The organism is Kocuria sediminis (assembly GCF_009735315.1).
GTDB lineage: Bacteria > Actinomycetota > Actinomycetes > Actinomycetales > Micrococcaceae > Kocuria > Kocuria turfanensis.
The window spans coordinates 10,301-25,488 of record NZ_WOGU01000021.1; the positions used below are offsets into that span (position 1 = coordinate 10,301).

The window sequence follows — 15,188 nt, forward strand, 5'->3', positions numbered from 1 at the left end:
TCATCAACCAGCTGGCCGCGCAGGGCAAAGCCGTCCTCGTGATCTCCTCCGAGCTGCCGGAGCTCCTGGGGATCTGCGACCGCATCTACACGCTCGCCGAGGGCCGGATCACCGCCGAGGTCCCCATCGCCGAGGCCACCCCCGAACGACTCATGCAGCACATGACCAAGGAGAAGGACTGACCATGGTTTCCACCCTCGCCGACGAGGACCGGGTCCTCAGCACCAGGAGCCCGAAGAAGCCCTCGACCGTGGCCGACGCCGGGCGGTTCCTCACCAGCCGGCTGCGCCAGATCGGCATCTTCCTGGCCCTGCTGGTCATCGTGACGCTGTTCCAGGTGCTCACGGGCGGCGCCCTGCTCCAGCCGGACAACGTCTCCAACATCATCGTCCAGAACAGCTACATCCTGCTGCTGGCCATCGGGATGGTCATGATCATCGTGGCCGGCCACATCGACCTCTCGGTGGGCTCCGTGGCCGCGTTCGTGGGCGCCATGTCCGGGATCATGATCCGGGACTGGAGCCTGCCGTGGTGGGTGGCCCTCGTGGCGTCCCTCGCGGTCGGTGCCCTCGTGGGGGCCTGGCAGGGCTTCTGGGTCGCCTACATCGGCATCCCGGCCTTCATCGTCACCCTCGCGGGCATGCTCGTCTTCCGCGGCCTCACCCAGATCGTGCTCGAGAACCAGCGCATCACCGGGTTCCCCCAGGAGTACCGCCAGCTCGGCGGCGGCTCCCTCTTCCCGGGCCTGTTCCCGCCCGAGACCAACATCCTGGACTGGACCACGGTGGGCCTGGGCCTGTTCGCCACCGCCCTGCTGGTCGTCAGCCAGCTGCGCGGCCGGGCCACCCGGGCCAAGCTCGGCCTGGACGACGAGCCCCGCGCCTGGTTCCTCACCCGGCTGGTCTTCGGCGTCGTCGTCGTCCTGGGGCTGACCTTCCTGCTCGCCAGCTCCCGCGGCGGCACCCCGATCGTGCTCGTGGTGCTCGGGGTGCTCGTGGTCGCCTACAGCGCGGTCATGAACCGCACCGTCTTCGGCCGGCACGTCTACGCCCGCGGCGGCAACCTGCAGGCGGCCCAGCTCTCGGGCGTCAACACCAAGCGCGTCGACTTCCTGCTGTTCGTCAACATGGGGGTGCTGGCCGCGCTGGCGGGTCTCGTGTTCACCGGCCGCCTGAACTCCGCCGGCCCCGGGGCCGGCAACCTCTTCGAGCTGGACGCGATCGCCGCGGCGTTCATCGGCGGCGCCGCCGTGACCGGCGGCGTGGGCACCATCATCGGCGCCATCACCGGCGGGCTGATCATGGGCGTGCTCAACAACGGCATGTCGCTCATGGGCGTGGGGATCGACTACCAGCAGTTCATCAAGGGCCTGGTGCTGCTGCTCGCCGTCGGCTTCGACGTCTTCAACAAGCGGCGGGCCTCCAACGCCCTGAAATAGAGGCGCACCACGACGGACGGGCCCGCCCGGCAGCATGCCGGGCGGGCCCGTCCGTCGTCGTCTGCCGAGGCGCCCTGCGGGGGCCGCGGCGGGCACGGCCGTCTAGCGGCGGCCGGTCCTGTTCTCGCGCCGCTTCGCCATGACGCGGCTGAAGACGGCGGTGCCGACCATGAAGAGGATCTTGCGCATGCTGCTGCTCCTTCCGTAGTTCCTCCCGGGAGCCGCCCTCCGTGCACCGGAGGCGGTCCGGGCGGGTCCGCGGCCCGCCTGCCGGCGTGCGCGGTGCGGACCGCACCGGTCCCACGCTACGGGGTCCGGCCCGAAAAGGTAAGTGGGCTGAAGAACCGGTGGGTGCGCGGCCGGCGTCGACCGCCGCCCGGCGGCGTCTCGTCCTAGGCGGGACGCCGCAACGGGCTCCGGGCGGCGCGCAGGTGCGCCAGGACCGCGGCGGTGACCTCCTCCGGCCGCTCCTCGGCGAGGAAGTGGCCGGCGTCCACGGCGCGGCCCGTCGCCCCGGGGAAGTGCCGCCGCCACAGCTCGAGCGGGTCCTCCCGGGCGCCCACCCGGCCGCGGGCGCCCCACAGGACCAGCGCGGGGATCTCGAGCCGGGCGTCCTCGTCGGCCCGGTCGATCTCCACGTCCGGGCCGGCCGCGGCTCGGTAGTCGCGGCACCAGGCGTCGACCACGGACGGGTCGCGGGCGGCCTCCTCGTAGGCGGCCAGCGCGGCGGGGTGGAACCCGACCTCGGTGCCGCTGAGGCCCTGCAGCGTCGCGCGCACGAAGTAGACCGGGTCGTGGCCGATCAGGGTCTGCGGCAGCCCGCCGCCCTGGGCCAGGAAGGCCCAGTGGTAGTACTTCTGCACCAGCCAGGCATCCATCGACCGCCACACCTCCAGCGTGGGCAGGATGTCGAGCAGGGCGACCGAGAGCACCGACTCGGGGGCGTCGAAGGCCATGCGGTGGGCGGTCCGGGCGCCGCGGTCGTGCCCGACGACGTGGAACCGGTCGTGCCCCAGGGCGCGCATGAGCCGGACCTGGTCGGCGGCCATCGCCCGGAAGGTGAAGTCCTCGCTCTCCGTCCAGGACCGGCCGTAGCCGCGCAGGTCGGCCGCGACCACGGTGAACTCCTCCGCGAGCACGGGCGCCAGGGCGTGCCACATCGCGTGCGTCTGCGGGAAGCCGTGCAGCAGCAGCACGGGCGGGCCGTCGCCGCCCGTGCGGGCGTGGACCACGCCGTCGGGGACGGGGACGTCCTGGGGTGCGAAGTCGGCGAGCACGGTTCCTCCTGGCGGTCGGATCGGCACAGCGGGCCCGGGACGGGCCCGGACGGCACGGCCCCGGGGGTTGTCCCGGCGGGCCGCAGCGCACATGCTCAAGGAAACACCAGGACGCGACCGGGAGACACCCCCATGAACCACGCCCCCGTCCAGTGCACCGGCCGGGCGACCGCCTCGCAGGAGCTCGTGGCCGCGGCCGAACGGTACACGGCCCGCACCTACTCCCCGCTGGAGGTCGTCGTCGCCCGGGCGCACGGTGCCACCCTCACGGACGTGGAGGGCCACGAGTACCTGGACTTCCTCGCCGGCTACTCGGCGCTGAACTTCGGGCACGGCCACCCGGCGGTCCTGGCGGCCGCCCGGGCGCAGCTGGAGCGGGTGACGCTGACCAGCCGCGCCGTGCACAACGACCAGCTCGGTCCCTTCGCGCGGGAGCTGTGCGAGCTGCTGGGCCAGGACATGATGCTGCCGATGAACACCGGCGCCGAGGCCGTCGAGTCGGCGATCAAGGTCGCCCGCAAGTGGGGCTACGAGCGCAAGGGGGTGGCCCCGGGCCGGGCGCGGATCGTCGTGGCGGCGGGCAACTTCCACGGCCGCACCACCACGGTCGTCAGCTTCTCCGACGACGACGACGCGCACCGCAACTACGGCCCCTACACCCCGGGCTTCGACACCGTGCCCTTCGGGGACCTCGCCGCGCTCGAGGCCGCGCTCACGGAGGACACCGTGGCGGTGCTGCTGGAGCCGATCCAGGGCGAGGCCGGTGTGATCGTGCCGCCGCCGGGCTACCTGGCGGGCGTCCGCCGGTGCACCGCCGAGCGCGGCGTGCTGCTCGTCGCCGACGAGATCCAGTCCGGGCTGGGCCGCACCGGCCGGACGCTGGCCTGCGACCACGAGGGCGTGGAGGCGGACCTCTACCTGCTGGGCAAGGCCCTGGGCGGAGGCGTGCTGCCCGTCTCCGCGGTCGTGGGCCGCGCGGAGGTCCTGTCGGTGCTGCGGCCGGGCCAGCACGGCAGCACCTTCGGCGGCAACCCGCTGGCCGGCGCCGTGGGCCGCGCCGTCGTCGGCCTGCTCGCCACCGGGGAGCCCCAGCGCGCGGCGCGGGAGCGGGGGGAGAGGCTGCACGCCGGTCTCGCCGAGCTCGCCCCGCTGGGCCTCACGGCCGTGCGCGGGCGCGGACTGTGGGCCGGGATCGACATCGACCCGCGCCTGGGCACCGGCCGCGAGTGCTGCGAGCGGCTGGTGGCGCACGGGGTGATCGCCAAGGACACCCACGGCGCGACCGTGCGCCTGAGCCCGCCGCTGGTGATCACGGAGGAGGAGCTGGAGCGGGGCCTGGCCGCCCTGGGCGCCGTGCTCCGGGGCATGGCGGCCCGCTGAGGCGCCCGCTCACCCGGCGTGGCCGGGCGCCTCGTCGTGGGCGAGAGCGGACTCGATGCTGCCGGCCAGCTGGGCCGGCGCGGTCCGCGGGGCGAAGCGGCGGATCACCCGGCCGTCCCGGCCCACCAGGAACTTGGTGAAGTTCCACTTGACGGCGTCGCCCATGACCCCGCTGCGCTCCCCGCGCAGCCAGGCCCACAGCGGGTGGGCGCCGGGGCCGTTGACGTCGACCTTCGCGAACATCGGGAACGTGACGCCGTAGTTGCGGCTGCAGAAGTCGGCGATCTCCTCCTCGGTGCCCGGTTCCTGGTGGCCGAACTGGTCGCAGGGAAAGCCGAGCACCACGAAGCCCTCCTGCCCGAAGTCGCGCCACAGCTGCTCGAGGCCCTCGTACTGCGGCGTGAACCCGCACCGGCTCGCCGTGTTGACCACGAGTACCACCTTCCCGGCGTAGGCGGACAGCGGCTGCTCGCGCCCGTCCAGGGTGGTCGCGGTGAAGTCGTGCAGCGTGGTCATGGGAGGCCTCCCGGGCGTTCGGCGACGACGGTCCGCTCCCATCATCCCCCCGGACCCCCGAGGTTGCGGACGTCGGCCACCGCGCCCGGTCGCATGGCCGACGTCCGCAACCTCGCGACCCGGGAGGGAGACGAGGGGAGAGGGGACGGGGACGGGTGGGTAACGATCCTCGGGCGGGGGCGGTGGGGGGCGCGGGGCCCGGCGTACCCTGACCGTGTCGGAAGGAGCCCTGATGACGCAGCACACCGAACCGTGGCCTGCGGGAACGCCCTGCTGGACGGACCTCGTGGCCTCCGACCTGGCCCGGACGCAGGAGTTCTACCGGCAGGTCCTCGGCTGGCAGTACGACGACCCGCAGCCCGAGCACGGCGGCTACTGCAACGCCCTCGTGGAGGGGGCCCGCGTGGCCGGGCTGTCCCCCGCGGACCCGGACCGGGCCGGTGCGCCCCCCGTGTGGCAGGTGTACCTGGCCGCGGACCGGATCGAGCTGTGCGCGCAGCGGGTCCTGGACGCCGGGGGCACGCAGCTGATGGAGCCCACGGAGGTCGGCCCGCTCGGCCGGACGGGCCTCTGGCGGGACCCCGCCGGAGCGGTCTTCGGGATGTGGCAGTCCGGTGCGCACACCGGCTTCGAGGCCGTCGACGTCCCCGGCGCCGTGGTCTGGTGCGACCTCACGACGCCCGACCACCGCACCGCCCGCGACTTCTACGCGACCGTGTTCGGCTACCACTACGAGGAGACCGGCGGGGACGGCGTCCCCTACGCCACGTTCACGGTGCCGCGGGGGGACCGCCCGGCGGGCGGCATCGGCGGGACGGACCCCGCCGCGCAGGGCGCGCCCTCGGTCTGGTCCGTGTGCTTCCAGGTGGAGGCCGTGGACGCGGCCGTCGACCGCGTGCGCGCCGCCGGCGGATCGGTCGTGGAGGAGCCCTTCGACTTCGCCTACGGGCGGCTCGCCGTGGTGGCGGGCCCGGACCGGGAGTCCTTCGCGCTCATGGCGCCGGGGGAGCCGGGATAGCGCCCGGTTCCGCCGCCTCCGGAGCCGGTGGGCGCGCCGGCGGAACGGTCCGGGACCGCCCGCCCAGGCGGGGCACAGGGCCGGCTGAGATCCTTAGCCCATGACCACCACCTCCACCCGCACGGACGCCGGAGCGGGACCACGGCGCTCCGGCGGCGCCGGACCGTGGGTCCTGGCCGGCGTCGCCGCGACCGCCCTCGCCGTGGGGCTGGCGGAGCTGCTGGCCTGGGTCACCGGCCCGGTCGGCGCGCCCCTCACCGCCGTGGGCGGGGTGATCGTGGACGCCGTCCCCGCCCCCGTGAAGGACGCGGCGATCGCCCTGTTCGGCACCGCGGACAAGCTCGTGCTCCTGCTCGTCATGGCCGCCGGCCTCGTGGCGGTCGGCGCCGGCATCGGGGCCGCCCAGCGCGCCAACCGCCCGATGGGCGCCGTGCTGCTCGGCGTCCTCGGGCTCCTCGGGCTGCTGGCGGTGCTCACCCGGGCGGGGGCGGCCGCCGCGGACGCGGTCCCCGTCGTCGTCGGCACGGCCGCCGGGGCGCTGTTCCTCACGGTGGCCGGCCGCCGGGCGGAGGCACCGGGGGACACCCGGGGCAGCCTCGACCGGCGGGGCTTCGTCCGGGTCTCCGCGGCCGTGGCCGTGCTGGGCGCGGCGGCCGGGGTCGCCGGTCGCTGGGCCTCCGCCGCGGCCGCCCGGGTGCCCGCGGCGCGGGAGATGCTGCGGATCCCCGCCCCGGCGGTGCGGGAGACGATCCCCGCCGGCGCGGACCTCGGGGTCCCGGGGGCGGAGCCGTGGCTGACCCCCGCCGACGACTTCTACCGCATCGACACCGCCCTGGCCGTCCCGCGGATCGACGTGGCCGAGTGGGAGCTGCGGATCCACGGCATGGTCGAGCGGGAGTTCACCCTGCGCTTCGAGGACCTCACGGCCCGGCCGCTCCTCGAGCGCGCCGTGACGCTGGCGTGCGTGTCCAACCCCGTGGGCGGGGACCTGGTGGGCAACGCGGTGTGGACGGGCGTGCCCCTCCGGGAGCTGCTCGCCGAGGCGGGCGTGCAGCCGGGCGCCGACATGGTGCTCTCCACCTCCCAGGACGGGTTCACCGCGGGGACCCCGCTCGAGGCGCTGCTGGACCCGGGCCGCGACGCCCTGCTGGCGGTGACCATGAACGGGGAGCCGCTGCCGTTCGAGCACGGCTACCCGGTGCGCATGGTGGTCTCCGGCCTTTACGGCTACGTCTCCGCCACCAAGTGGCTGGTGGACCTGAAGGTCACCCGCTTCGACCGTGACGAAGGCTACTGGACCCCGCGCGGCTGGTCGGCGCGCGGGCCGATCAAGACCGCCTCCCGGATCGAGGTGCCCCGGGACGGGGACCGCGTGGCCGCCGGGGAGGTGGTCCTCGCCGGCACGGCCTGGGCCCAGGACACCGGGATTGCCGCCGTGCAGGTCAGCGTGGACGGCGGGCCCTGGCGGGAGGCGGACCTGGGCGAGGTGCCCTCCGACGACACCTGGCGGCAGTGGGTGCTGCGCACCGAGCTGCCCGGCGGCCGGCACACCGCACGGGTGCGGGCCGTGGACCGGGACGGGACCGTCCAGACCGCCGAGCAGGCCCCGCCGGCCCCGGACGGGGCCTCCGGGTGGCACGAGCGGACGTTCACGGTGGCCTGAGCGCCCCGGTTCCTCCGGGGCGCCGGTGCCCCGCACGGCTCCGGCAGGGGCGCCGGCCCGGTCGGGGTCAGGGACCGGCGGAGCCGGGGACCGGTCCGGTGGAGGAGCGCACGACGAAGTGGGCCGGGAGCACCTCGTGGACCGGCTCGCGGCCCGTCCCGGCCAGGTGCTCCAGCAGCCGCTGGACGGCGTGCACCCCCTGCTCCCGGGCGTGCTGGTCGATGGTGGTCAGACCGAAGGCCTCCCCGATGGGGTGGGCGTCGACGCCGATCACGGACAGCTCCCCGGGCACGGTGAGGCCGAGGTCCCGCGCCGCCAGGATCGCCCCGGCGGCCATCTCGTCGGAGGCCGCGAAGATCGCGGTGGGGCGGTCGGCGGGGTCCGCCAGCAGGTTCTTGGCCCGCTGGTAGGCGTCGGTGAAGGTGTAGTCGGCGACGACGGACCAGGCCGGGTCGACCGCCAGCCCGGCGGCGGCCATGGCCCCTGCCCAGCCGGCGCGGCGGTCGCTGGACATGGGGAAGTGGCTGCCGAACTCCTCGGCGCCGCCGAGGTGGGCGATCCGGCGGTGGCCGAGCGCGACCAGGTGCTCGGTCGCGCGGCGCCCGACGTCGTGGTCGTCGATGCTGATGGTGGGCGCGCCCACCAGGGGCCCGCCCACCCCGAGCACGGGGATCCCGGCGGCGAACAGCTGCTGCGTCTCGGCCGGGTTCAGGTGCAGGGAGATCGCCACGGCGGCGTCGAGCCGCTTGCGCAGCAGGAAGTCGGTCAGCACCGTCTCCCGGTAGCGGTCGCCCTCGAAGTTGTAGAGGGACAGGTCGTAACCGGCCTCCATGAGCGCCCCGGCCACGCCCTCGAGCACCGTGGAGAAGTACCACCGATCCACGTAGGGCAGCACCACCCCGATGTTGCGGCTGCGCCCGCTGGCCAGGCTGGAGGCGTGGTAGGACACCACGAAGCCCAGCTCGTGGGCGGCCTGCTGCACCCGCGCCCGGGCCCGGGAGGACACGTGGCCCTTGCCGCTGAGGGCGCGGGACACCGTGGCCGTGGACACCCCGGCCCGGGCGGCGACGTCCTGGAGCCGCGGTGGGCTCACGGACCCGTCGTGCCGTGGTCCTCCGTCTGCAGCCATATGCACTCCTCCGGGTTCAGGACGTGGGGCGCGGACGTCCCGGGGCGGCTGCGCAGCAGCACCGGCAGGTCCGGCAGCTCCACCGCGGTGGGGCCGGTGTTCAGCAGCACCAGCACGTCGTTGTTGACCAGGCCGAGGCAGCCCGGCCCGCCGAGGTCCTCCACCCAGGCGAGGGAGCCCGAGCCGAGCCCGTGCGCCCGCCGCAGCGCCAGGGCGGCGCGGTAGAGGTTCAGCGTGGAGGCCGGGTCCTCCCGCTGCGCCTCGCGCGAGAGCTCCGCCCAGCCCTCGGGCTGCGGGAGCCAGGACCTGCCGTTGGCACTGTAGCCGAGGGACGCGCCGGAGCGGGTCCACGGCAGCGGCACCCGGCAGCCGTCGCGGCCGAGCCGCGCCCCTCCGGTGCGGTGGTAGGTGGGGTCCTGGCGGACCTCGGCGGGCAGGCCCGTGTGGTCCGGCAGCCCGAGCTCCTCGCCCTGGTAGAGGTAGACGCCCCCCGGCAGCCCCAGCATGAGCAGGGAGGCGGCGTCCGCCCGCCGGGCCCCGCGGGCGTGGTCCGGCTGCTCGTCCTCGGGGCCGATGCCGTCGCCGGGCCGGGCCGGGTGCTCGCCCAGGCCGAGCCGGGTCGCGTGGCGCACCACGTCGTGGTTGGACAGCACCCAGGTGGTCGGGGCCCCGACGGCGTCGAACGCCTCGAGGGAGGCCGTGATGATCCGCCGCAGCTCGGCCGCGTCCCAGGGCGCGGCCAGGTAGGAGAAGTTGAAGGTCTGGTGCATCTGGTCCGGGCGCACCCAGTCGGCCAGCCGGGTCAGCGGCTCCACGCTGGCCTCGGCGCAGAGGATCCGCTCGCCGTCGTACTCCGCGAGCACCTCGCGCCAGCGGCGGTAGATGTCGTGGATCTGCGGCTGGCCGAACATCGGGGCGTCGGTGAAGGGGTAGCCGGGGACGCTGCCGCCGTCGGCGCGCCCGCCCCAGTCGGGCAGGCCCTCCGCCTTGACCAGCGCGTGGGCCACGTCCACCCGGAAGCCGGCCACACCGCGGTCGAGCCAGAAGCGCAGGATCCGCTCGAACTCCTGCCGGACGAGCTCGTTGGCCCAGTCGAAGTCCGGCTGGGACGAGTCGAACAGGTGCAGGTACCACTGACCGGGGGCCCCGCCGGGCTCCGTCACCCGGGTCCAGGCCGGGCCCCCGAAGTGGGACTGCCAGTTGTTCGGGGGCAGCTCCCCGGACGCGCCCCGGCCGTCCCGGAACACGAACAGGCCGCGCTCGGGGCTGCCCGGCCCCGCGGCAAGGGCCTGCTGGAACAGCACGTGCTCGGTGGAGCAGTGGTTGGGGACCAGGTCGACGATCACCTTCACGGACAGCGCGTCCGCCGCGGCCACCAGGGCGTCGAAGTCGGCCAGGGTCCCGAGGGCGGGGTCGACGTCGCAGTAGTCGCTCACGTCGTAGCCGCCGTCGCGCTGCGGGGACGGGTAGAAGGGCGAGAGCCACAGGGCGTCGATGTCGAGCTCGGCCAGCTGCCCCAGCTCGGCGGTGATGCCGGCGAGGTCGCCGAGACCGTCCCCGTCGAGGTCCCGGAAGGAGCGCGGGTACACCTGGTAGATCACCGAGGAGCGCCACCACGTCGGCTCCCGGTCACGGTCGTGCAGAGGGGTGAGGCGCAGGGACGGCAGCACTCCGGAGGTCGTCATCATGTGAGGCATCTTACGGTCAGAACCGCCGTTGTGGAAACGCTTGCACACATTCTGCGCTGATCAAGCGAGCATCTAGCCCTTGTGGACAGTAATTGTGGTAGCGCTTACAGTAGTGACCTGTCTCACTCAGCGCGGCGCGCACCCCACCGGACGCCCCCGGCGACCGGCAGCTCCCGGCCCGCGCCGCCCCCGCAGCCGACCGGACGCCCCGATCGCGCCCGACCCCGAGGAACCCCCACCATGAAACGCATCCCCCGGACGGCCCTCGCGGCCGCGGCCGTGCTCCTGCTCGCCGGGTGCTCCGCCGCGCCCACGGCCGGAGTCGCCGGTCTGTCCGGCGGGCCCGGCAGCATCAGGATCCAGGCCGGCGACGACGAGATCCCGGCCCTGCGCGAGATCGCCGCGGACTTCACCGCGGACTCCGGGGTGGAGGTGGAGTTCGTCCAGCGGGAGGTCAACGCGCAGGCGATCTCCAACTTCATCTCCCAGTCGCCCACGGGGCAGGCCCCGGACATCATCGTCGCGCCGCACGACAACCTCGGCCAGCTGGCCTCCAACGGCGTGGTGGTCCCGGTGGAGATGGGCGAGCGCGCCGGGGACTTCTCGGAGAACGCCCGCGCCGCCGTGGTCTACGACGGCGTCAGCTACGGGGTGCCCTACGCGATCGAGAACGTGGCGCTGCTGCGCAACAACGAGCTCACCACCGAGGACCCGGGCAGCTTCGACGAGCTGCGGGCCGTCGGCCACCGGCTCATGGACGAGCAGGGCATCGAGTACCCGTTCACGGTCAGCCAGTCCGCGGAGGCCGGCGACCCGTACCACCTGTACGCCCTGCAGACCTCCTTCGGCGCCGAGGTGTTCGAGCGCACCGAGGAGGGGGAGTACACCGGCACCCTCGCCATGGACGGCGTGGGCGGGCACGACTTCGCCCGCTACCTGCAGGACCTCGGGCGGACCGGGGACCTGCGCACGTCCATGAGCCCGGACATCGCCAAGGAGTCCTTCCTCACCGGGGAGTCCGCCTTCCACCTGGGCGGGCCGTGGGAGCTGACCGACGTGGAGGCCGCCGGGATGGACGTGAGCGTCCTGCCCGTGCCCCCGGCGGGGGACGAGCAGTCCCGCCCGTTCGTGGGCGTCCAGGCGTTCTTCGTCAGCGCCCACGCCGCCAACCCGGTCGCCGCCCAGGACTTCGCCGCCAACTACCTCACCCGCCCCGAGGCCCAGACGGCCCTGTACGAGAGCACGGGCCGGCCGCCGGCCAGCCAGGTGGCCGTCGACCGGATGCAGGGCGACCCGCTGCGCTCGGCCTACGCGCGGATCGCCGAGTCGGGCCTGCCCATGCCGGCCATCCCCGAGATGGGCGCGGTGTGGAGCTTCTGGGGCACCACCGAGAACGCCGTCGTGGACGGCCGCGGGGACCCCGTGGAGCTGTGGGACCGCATGATCGACAACATCGAAGGACAGATCTCATGAGCACGAGCACCACCACCCGGGACGGGACGGCCGCCACCGGGACGACCGGCGGGGACACCGGGCCCGGCGCCCCCCGCGAGCGCCGGCACGCCCACTCCCGGGGGTTCGGCCCGGGCTTCGTGGTCAAGCTGGTCCTGATGGCGCTGATCAACGCCTTCGGCCTCTTCGGCATCCTGGCGGCCTGGGCCGCCGGCAGCTGGGGCATCCTGGCGTTCCTCGTCGCAGCCCTCCTCGCCGCCGATCTCGTGTACTTCCTGCCGGCCCGGAAGCTGCTGCCCGCCAAGTACCTGTTCCCCGGGCTGGTCTTCCTGCTGGTCTTCCAGGTCTTCGTGCTGATCTACACCGCCGCCACGGCGTTCACGAACTACGGGGACGGGCACAACGCCACCAAGGATGCGGCGATCACCCAGCTCACCACCACGTACGAGCAGCGGGTCGAGGGGTCGGAGGCGTACACCGTCACGGTGCTCGAGGGCCCCGACGGACTGGCCCTGGCCGCCGTGCAGGACGACCGGGTGCTCGTGGGTGCCGCGGACCGGCCGCTGGTCCCGCTCGAGGGCGCCGCGGTCACGGACGGGCGCGTCGTCGAGGCACCCGGCTACGAGATCCTCTCCTACGGGGAGGTCGTCGGCGCCCAGGACGAGCTCGGGGAGCTGCGGGTCCCGGTGAGCGGGCAGACCGAGGACGGTGCGCTGCGCACCGACGACGGCCGCACCGCCTACGCCTACGAGCCCACGCTCACCTACGACGAGGCCGCCGACGCGATGGTCGCCGCGGACGGCACCGTCTACGCCGACAACGGCGAGGGCGCGTTCGCCGGTCCCGACGGCGAGGCCCTGCGCCCCGGCTGGCGGGTGTTCGTCGGCCTGGACAACTTCGGGGCGATCTTCGACCCGGCCGTCCTGGGCGGGCCGTTCGTCGCCGTGACCCTGTGGACCTTCGCCTTCGCCGTCCTCTCGGTGGCGCTGACCTTCTTCCTGGGCCTGCTCCTGGCGATCCTGTTCGACGACGAGAAGCTGAGGTTCCGCAACGTCTACCGGGCGATCGTCTTCCTGCCGTACGCCTTCCCCGCGTTCCTGTCCGTCCTCATCTGGGCCGGCCTGCTCAACACGGACTTCGGCTTCGTCAACGAGGTCCTGCTGGGCGGGACGGGGGTGCCCTGGCTGGAGAACCCCTGGCTGGCCAAGCTCTCGCTGCTGCTGGTCAACCTGTGGCTGGGCTTCCCGTACATGTTCCTCGTGACCACCGGGGCCCTGCAGGCCATCCCCGGGGAGCTCTACGAGTCGGCCGAGATGGACGGGGCCGGACCGGTGCGCCAGTTCGGCTCGATCACCCTGCCGATGCTCATGGTGGCCGTGGGCCCGCTGCTCATCGCGTCCTTCGCCATGAACTTCAACAACTTCAACGTGATCTACCTGCTCACCGGCGGCGGCCCGCAGGACCTGGAGTCCACCACCGGAGTGGGCGCCACGGACATCCTCATCTCGTTCGTCTACAAGATCGCGTTCGCCGGGGGCACCAACGACTACGGTCTCGCCTCGGCCTTGTCCATCCTCATCTTCATCATGGTGGCCGTCGTCTCCGCGCTGACGTTCCGCCGCAGCAAGGCTCTCGAGGAGATCAGCTGACATGTCCGTCCCCACCACACCCACCACGCCCCCGCGCCCGAAGCTCTCGGCGGGCCGGCGCTTCGCCCGCGGCGGGTGGAAGCACCTGGCCGCGATCGCCGCCTGCGTCTTCGCCCTCTTCCCGCTGGTCTACGCCTTCTCCGCGTCGCTGTCCGCCTCGGGCTCCCTGCTGGGGTCCAACCAGCTGTTCTCGGACATCACCGGGGCCAACTACGCCAACCTGCTCAGCGACCCGCAGAACCCCTACCTGACCTGGTTCGGGAACTCGCTGTTCGTCTCGGTCAGCACGGCCGTGGGCACGGTGCTGATGGGAGCGGCCGCGGCCTACGCGTTCTCCCGCTTCCGCTTCCGCTCCCGCCGCGGCGGGCTGCTGGCCCTGCTGGTGATCCAGATGTTCCCGCAGCTGCTGGCCTTCGTGGCCATCTTCCTGCTGCTCTTCGCGATCTCCGAGGTGTACCCGGTGCTGGGCCTGAACTCCCGGCTGGGCCTGGTCGCCGTCTACCTGGGCGGGGCGCTGGGGGCCAACACGTTCCTCATGTACGGCTTCTTCAACACGATCCCCAAGGACCTGGACGAGGCCGCGGAGCTCGACGGCGCCTCCCACGCCCAGATCTACTGGACCATGATCCTGCCGCTGGTCACCCCCATCCTCGTGGTGGTCGGGATGCTGTCCTTCATCGCGTCCTTCTCGGACTTCCTGCTCGCCCAGATCGTGCTGCAGGACCCGGAGAAGTACACGCTGGCCGTGGGGCTCTACCAGTTCGTCTCCGTGCAGTTCGGGGAGAACTGGGGCGTGTTCACCGCCGGGGCGATCCTGGCGGCGATCCCGCTGGTCGTGCTGTTCCTGTTCCTGCAGCGCTACATCGTCTCCGGGCTCACCGGCGGCGCCGTGAAGGGCTGACACCGGGTCCTGCCATGATGGGGCGGGACCCGGAACGGACGGAAGGTGGTGCGCGGTGACGCTGGTGGACAACGCGGTGTACGTGGGCGGGGTGCGGACCTCCAGCCCGCGCGACCTCGACGCGACCTACGAGGCGCTGCGCGCCCGCGGCGGCATGGCGTGGATCGGTCTCTACCGGCCCGGGACCGCCGAGGTGCAGTCCGTGGCCCAGGAGTTCGGCCTGCACCCCCTCGCCGTCGAGGACGCGCTCAAGGGCCACCAGCGCGCCAAGCTGGAGCGCTTCGGGGACACCCTCTTCGTGGTGCTGCGCCCGGCCCGCTACCTGGACGACGTGGAGAAGGTCGAGTTCGGGGAGCTGCACGTCTTCGTGGGCGTCGACTTCGTGGTCACCGTCCGGCACGCCGAGTCCCCCGACCTGGCGGCGGTGCGCCACCGGCTGGAGACCTCGCCGGAGCTGCTGCGGATGGGCCCGCAGGCGGTGCTGTACGGCATCCTCGACGAGGTGGTCGACCGCTACCTGCCCGTCCTGGCGGGACTGGAGAACGACATCGACGAGATCGAGGACGAGATCTTCGCCGCGGACCAGGACGTCTCCCGCCGCATCTACGAGCTCTCCCGCGAGGTGATCGAGTTCCAGCGCGCCGTGCACCCGCTGGTGCACATGCTCGACGCCCTGCAGCGCGGGTCCGAGAAGTACGGCCTGGACGCGGAGCTGCAGACCCGGCTGCGGGACGTGCAGGACCACGCGATCCGCGCCGCGGACCGCGCGGACTCGTTCCGGGCGCTGCTGCAGAACGCCCTCACGGTGCACGCCACCCTCGTGGGGCAGCGGCAGAACGACGAGATGCAGCGGCTCACCGAGTCCGCCCTGGCGCAGAGCGAGGAGGTCAAGCGGATCTCCTCCTGGGCGGCCATCCTCTTCGCCCCCACCCTGGTGGGCACGGTGTACGGCATGAACTTCAAGCACATGCCGGAGCTCGCGTGGCCGCTGGGCTATCCGTTCGCGCTGCTGGCCATGCTGGGCATGGGCGTGGTGCTCTACGGGGTGTTCAAGTGGAAGAAGTGGCTGTGAGCGGC

General features: G+C 73.4%; 12 protein-coding genes and 1 pseudogene. 9 read left to right on the top strand and 4 right to left on the bottom strand.

What is annotated here, in order from left to right:
• Both GMA12_RS19110 and mmsB read left to right on the top strand, forming a co-directional pair.
• Nucleotides 1–182: pseudogene (locus tag GMA12_RS19110) on the top strand (ABC transporter ATP-binding protein); the annotation flags it as partial.
• Nucleotides 183–184: 2 nt separating this feature from the next.
• The gene (gene mmsB, locus GMA12_RS17055) at nucleotides 185–1,438 is read left to right on the top strand and encodes a multiple monosaccharide ABC transporter permease (RefSeq protein WP_156270703.1); all 1,254 of its coding nucleotides are present in this window, start codon (nucleotides 185–187) and stop codon (nucleotides 1,436–1,438) included.
• A 392-nt stretch (nucleotides 1,439–1,830) separates the two neighbouring features.
• On the opposite strand, the gene GMA12_RS17060 is transcribed toward mmsB, so the two are convergent.
• A complete protein-coding gene (locus GMA12_RS17060) occupies nucleotides 1,831–2,715 on the bottom strand; it encodes an alpha/beta fold hydrolase (protein WP_370831999.1) in 885 nt (294 codons plus the stop codon).
• Between the two features lie 132 nt (nucleotides 2,716–2,847).
• On the opposite strand from GMA12_RS17060, the gene rocD reads away from it, so the two are divergent.
• Nucleotides 2,848–4,095, top strand: coding sequence for an ornithine--oxo-acid transaminase (gene rocD, locus GMA12_RS17065; protein ID WP_156270705.1), 1,248 nt, complete (start codon nucleotides 2,848–2,850; stop codon nucleotides 4,093–4,095).
• A 9-nt stretch (nucleotides 4,096–4,104) separates the two neighbouring features.
• On the opposite strand, the gene GMA12_RS17070 is transcribed toward rocD, so the two are convergent.
• Nucleotides 4,105–4,611 carry a glutathione peroxidase gene (locus tag GMA12_RS17070; protein ID WP_156270706.1) on the bottom strand — a complete coding sequence of 169 codons (507 nt, stop codon included), beginning with the start codon at nucleotides 4,609–4,611 and terminating at the stop codon, nucleotides 4,105–4,107.
• Between the two features lie 232 nt (nucleotides 4,612–4,843).
• Between GMA12_RS17070 and GMA12_RS17075 the strand changes: the two genes are divergently transcribed.
• Both GMA12_RS17075 and GMA12_RS17080 read left to right on the top strand, forming a co-directional pair.
• A complete protein-coding gene (locus GMA12_RS17075) occupies nucleotides 4,844–5,629 on the top strand; it encodes a VOC family protein (protein ID WP_156270707.1) in 786 nt (261 codons plus the stop codon).
• A 100-nt stretch (nucleotides 5,630–5,729) separates the two neighbouring features.
• Nucleotides 5,730–7,292, top strand: coding sequence for a molybdopterin-dependent oxidoreductase (locus GMA12_RS17080; protein WP_156270708.1), 1,563 nt, complete (start codon nucleotides 5,730–5,732; stop codon nucleotides 7,290–7,292).
• Between the two features lie 67 nt (nucleotides 7,293–7,359).
• Here the strand turns inward: GMA12_RS17080 and GMA12_RS17085 are convergent, their stop codons facing one another.
• Both GMA12_RS17085 and GMA12_RS17090 read right to left on the bottom strand, forming a co-directional pair.
• Entirely contained in the window at nucleotides 7,360–8,421 is a 1,062-nt protein-coding gene (locus GMA12_RS17085; protein WP_156270709.1) for a LacI family DNA-binding transcriptional regulator, read from the bottom strand.
• On the bottom strand, nucleotides 8,382–10,109 hold the full coding sequence (locus tag GMA12_RS17090; protein WP_156270710.1) for a glycoside hydrolase family 13 protein: 1,728 nt from the start codon (nucleotides 10,107–10,109) through the stop codon (nucleotides 8,382–8,384). Before GMA12_RS17090 ends, GMA12_RS17085 begins: the two co-directional genes overlap by 40 nt.
• Before the next feature lie 240 nt (nucleotides 10,110–10,349).
• On the opposite strand from GMA12_RS17090, the gene GMA12_RS17095 reads away from it, so the two are divergent.
• The 4 genes from GMA12_RS17095 to GMA12_RS17110 are packed head-to-tail and all read left to right on the top strand — an operon-like array spanning nucleotide 10,350 to nucleotide 15,183.
• Entirely contained in the window at nucleotides 10,350–11,582 is a 1,233-nt protein-coding gene (locus GMA12_RS17095) for a sugar ABC transporter substrate-binding protein (protein ID WP_156270711.1), read from the top strand.
• Nucleotides 11,579–13,210: an ABC transporter permease subunit gene (locus GMA12_RS17100; RefSeq protein ID WP_156270712.1), complete on the top strand. Its 1,632-nt coding sequence runs from the start codon at nucleotides 11,579–11,581 to the stop codon at nucleotides 13,208–13,210. Before GMA12_RS17095 ends, GMA12_RS17100 begins: the two co-directional genes overlap by 4 nt.
• Nucleotide 13,211: 1 nt before the next feature.
• Nucleotides 13,212–14,111 carry a sugar ABC transporter permease gene (locus GMA12_RS17105; protein ID WP_156270713.1) on the top strand — a complete coding sequence of 300 codons (900 nt, stop codon included), beginning with the start codon at nucleotides 13,212–13,214 and terminating at the stop codon, nucleotides 14,109–14,111.
• A gap of 55 nt (nucleotides 14,112–14,166) precedes the next feature.
• Entirely contained in the window at nucleotides 14,167–15,183 is a 1,017-nt protein-coding gene (locus tag GMA12_RS17110; RefSeq protein WP_162460004.1) for a magnesium and cobalt transport protein CorA, read from the top strand.
• Nucleotides 15,184–15,188: the final 5 nt, after the last annotated feature.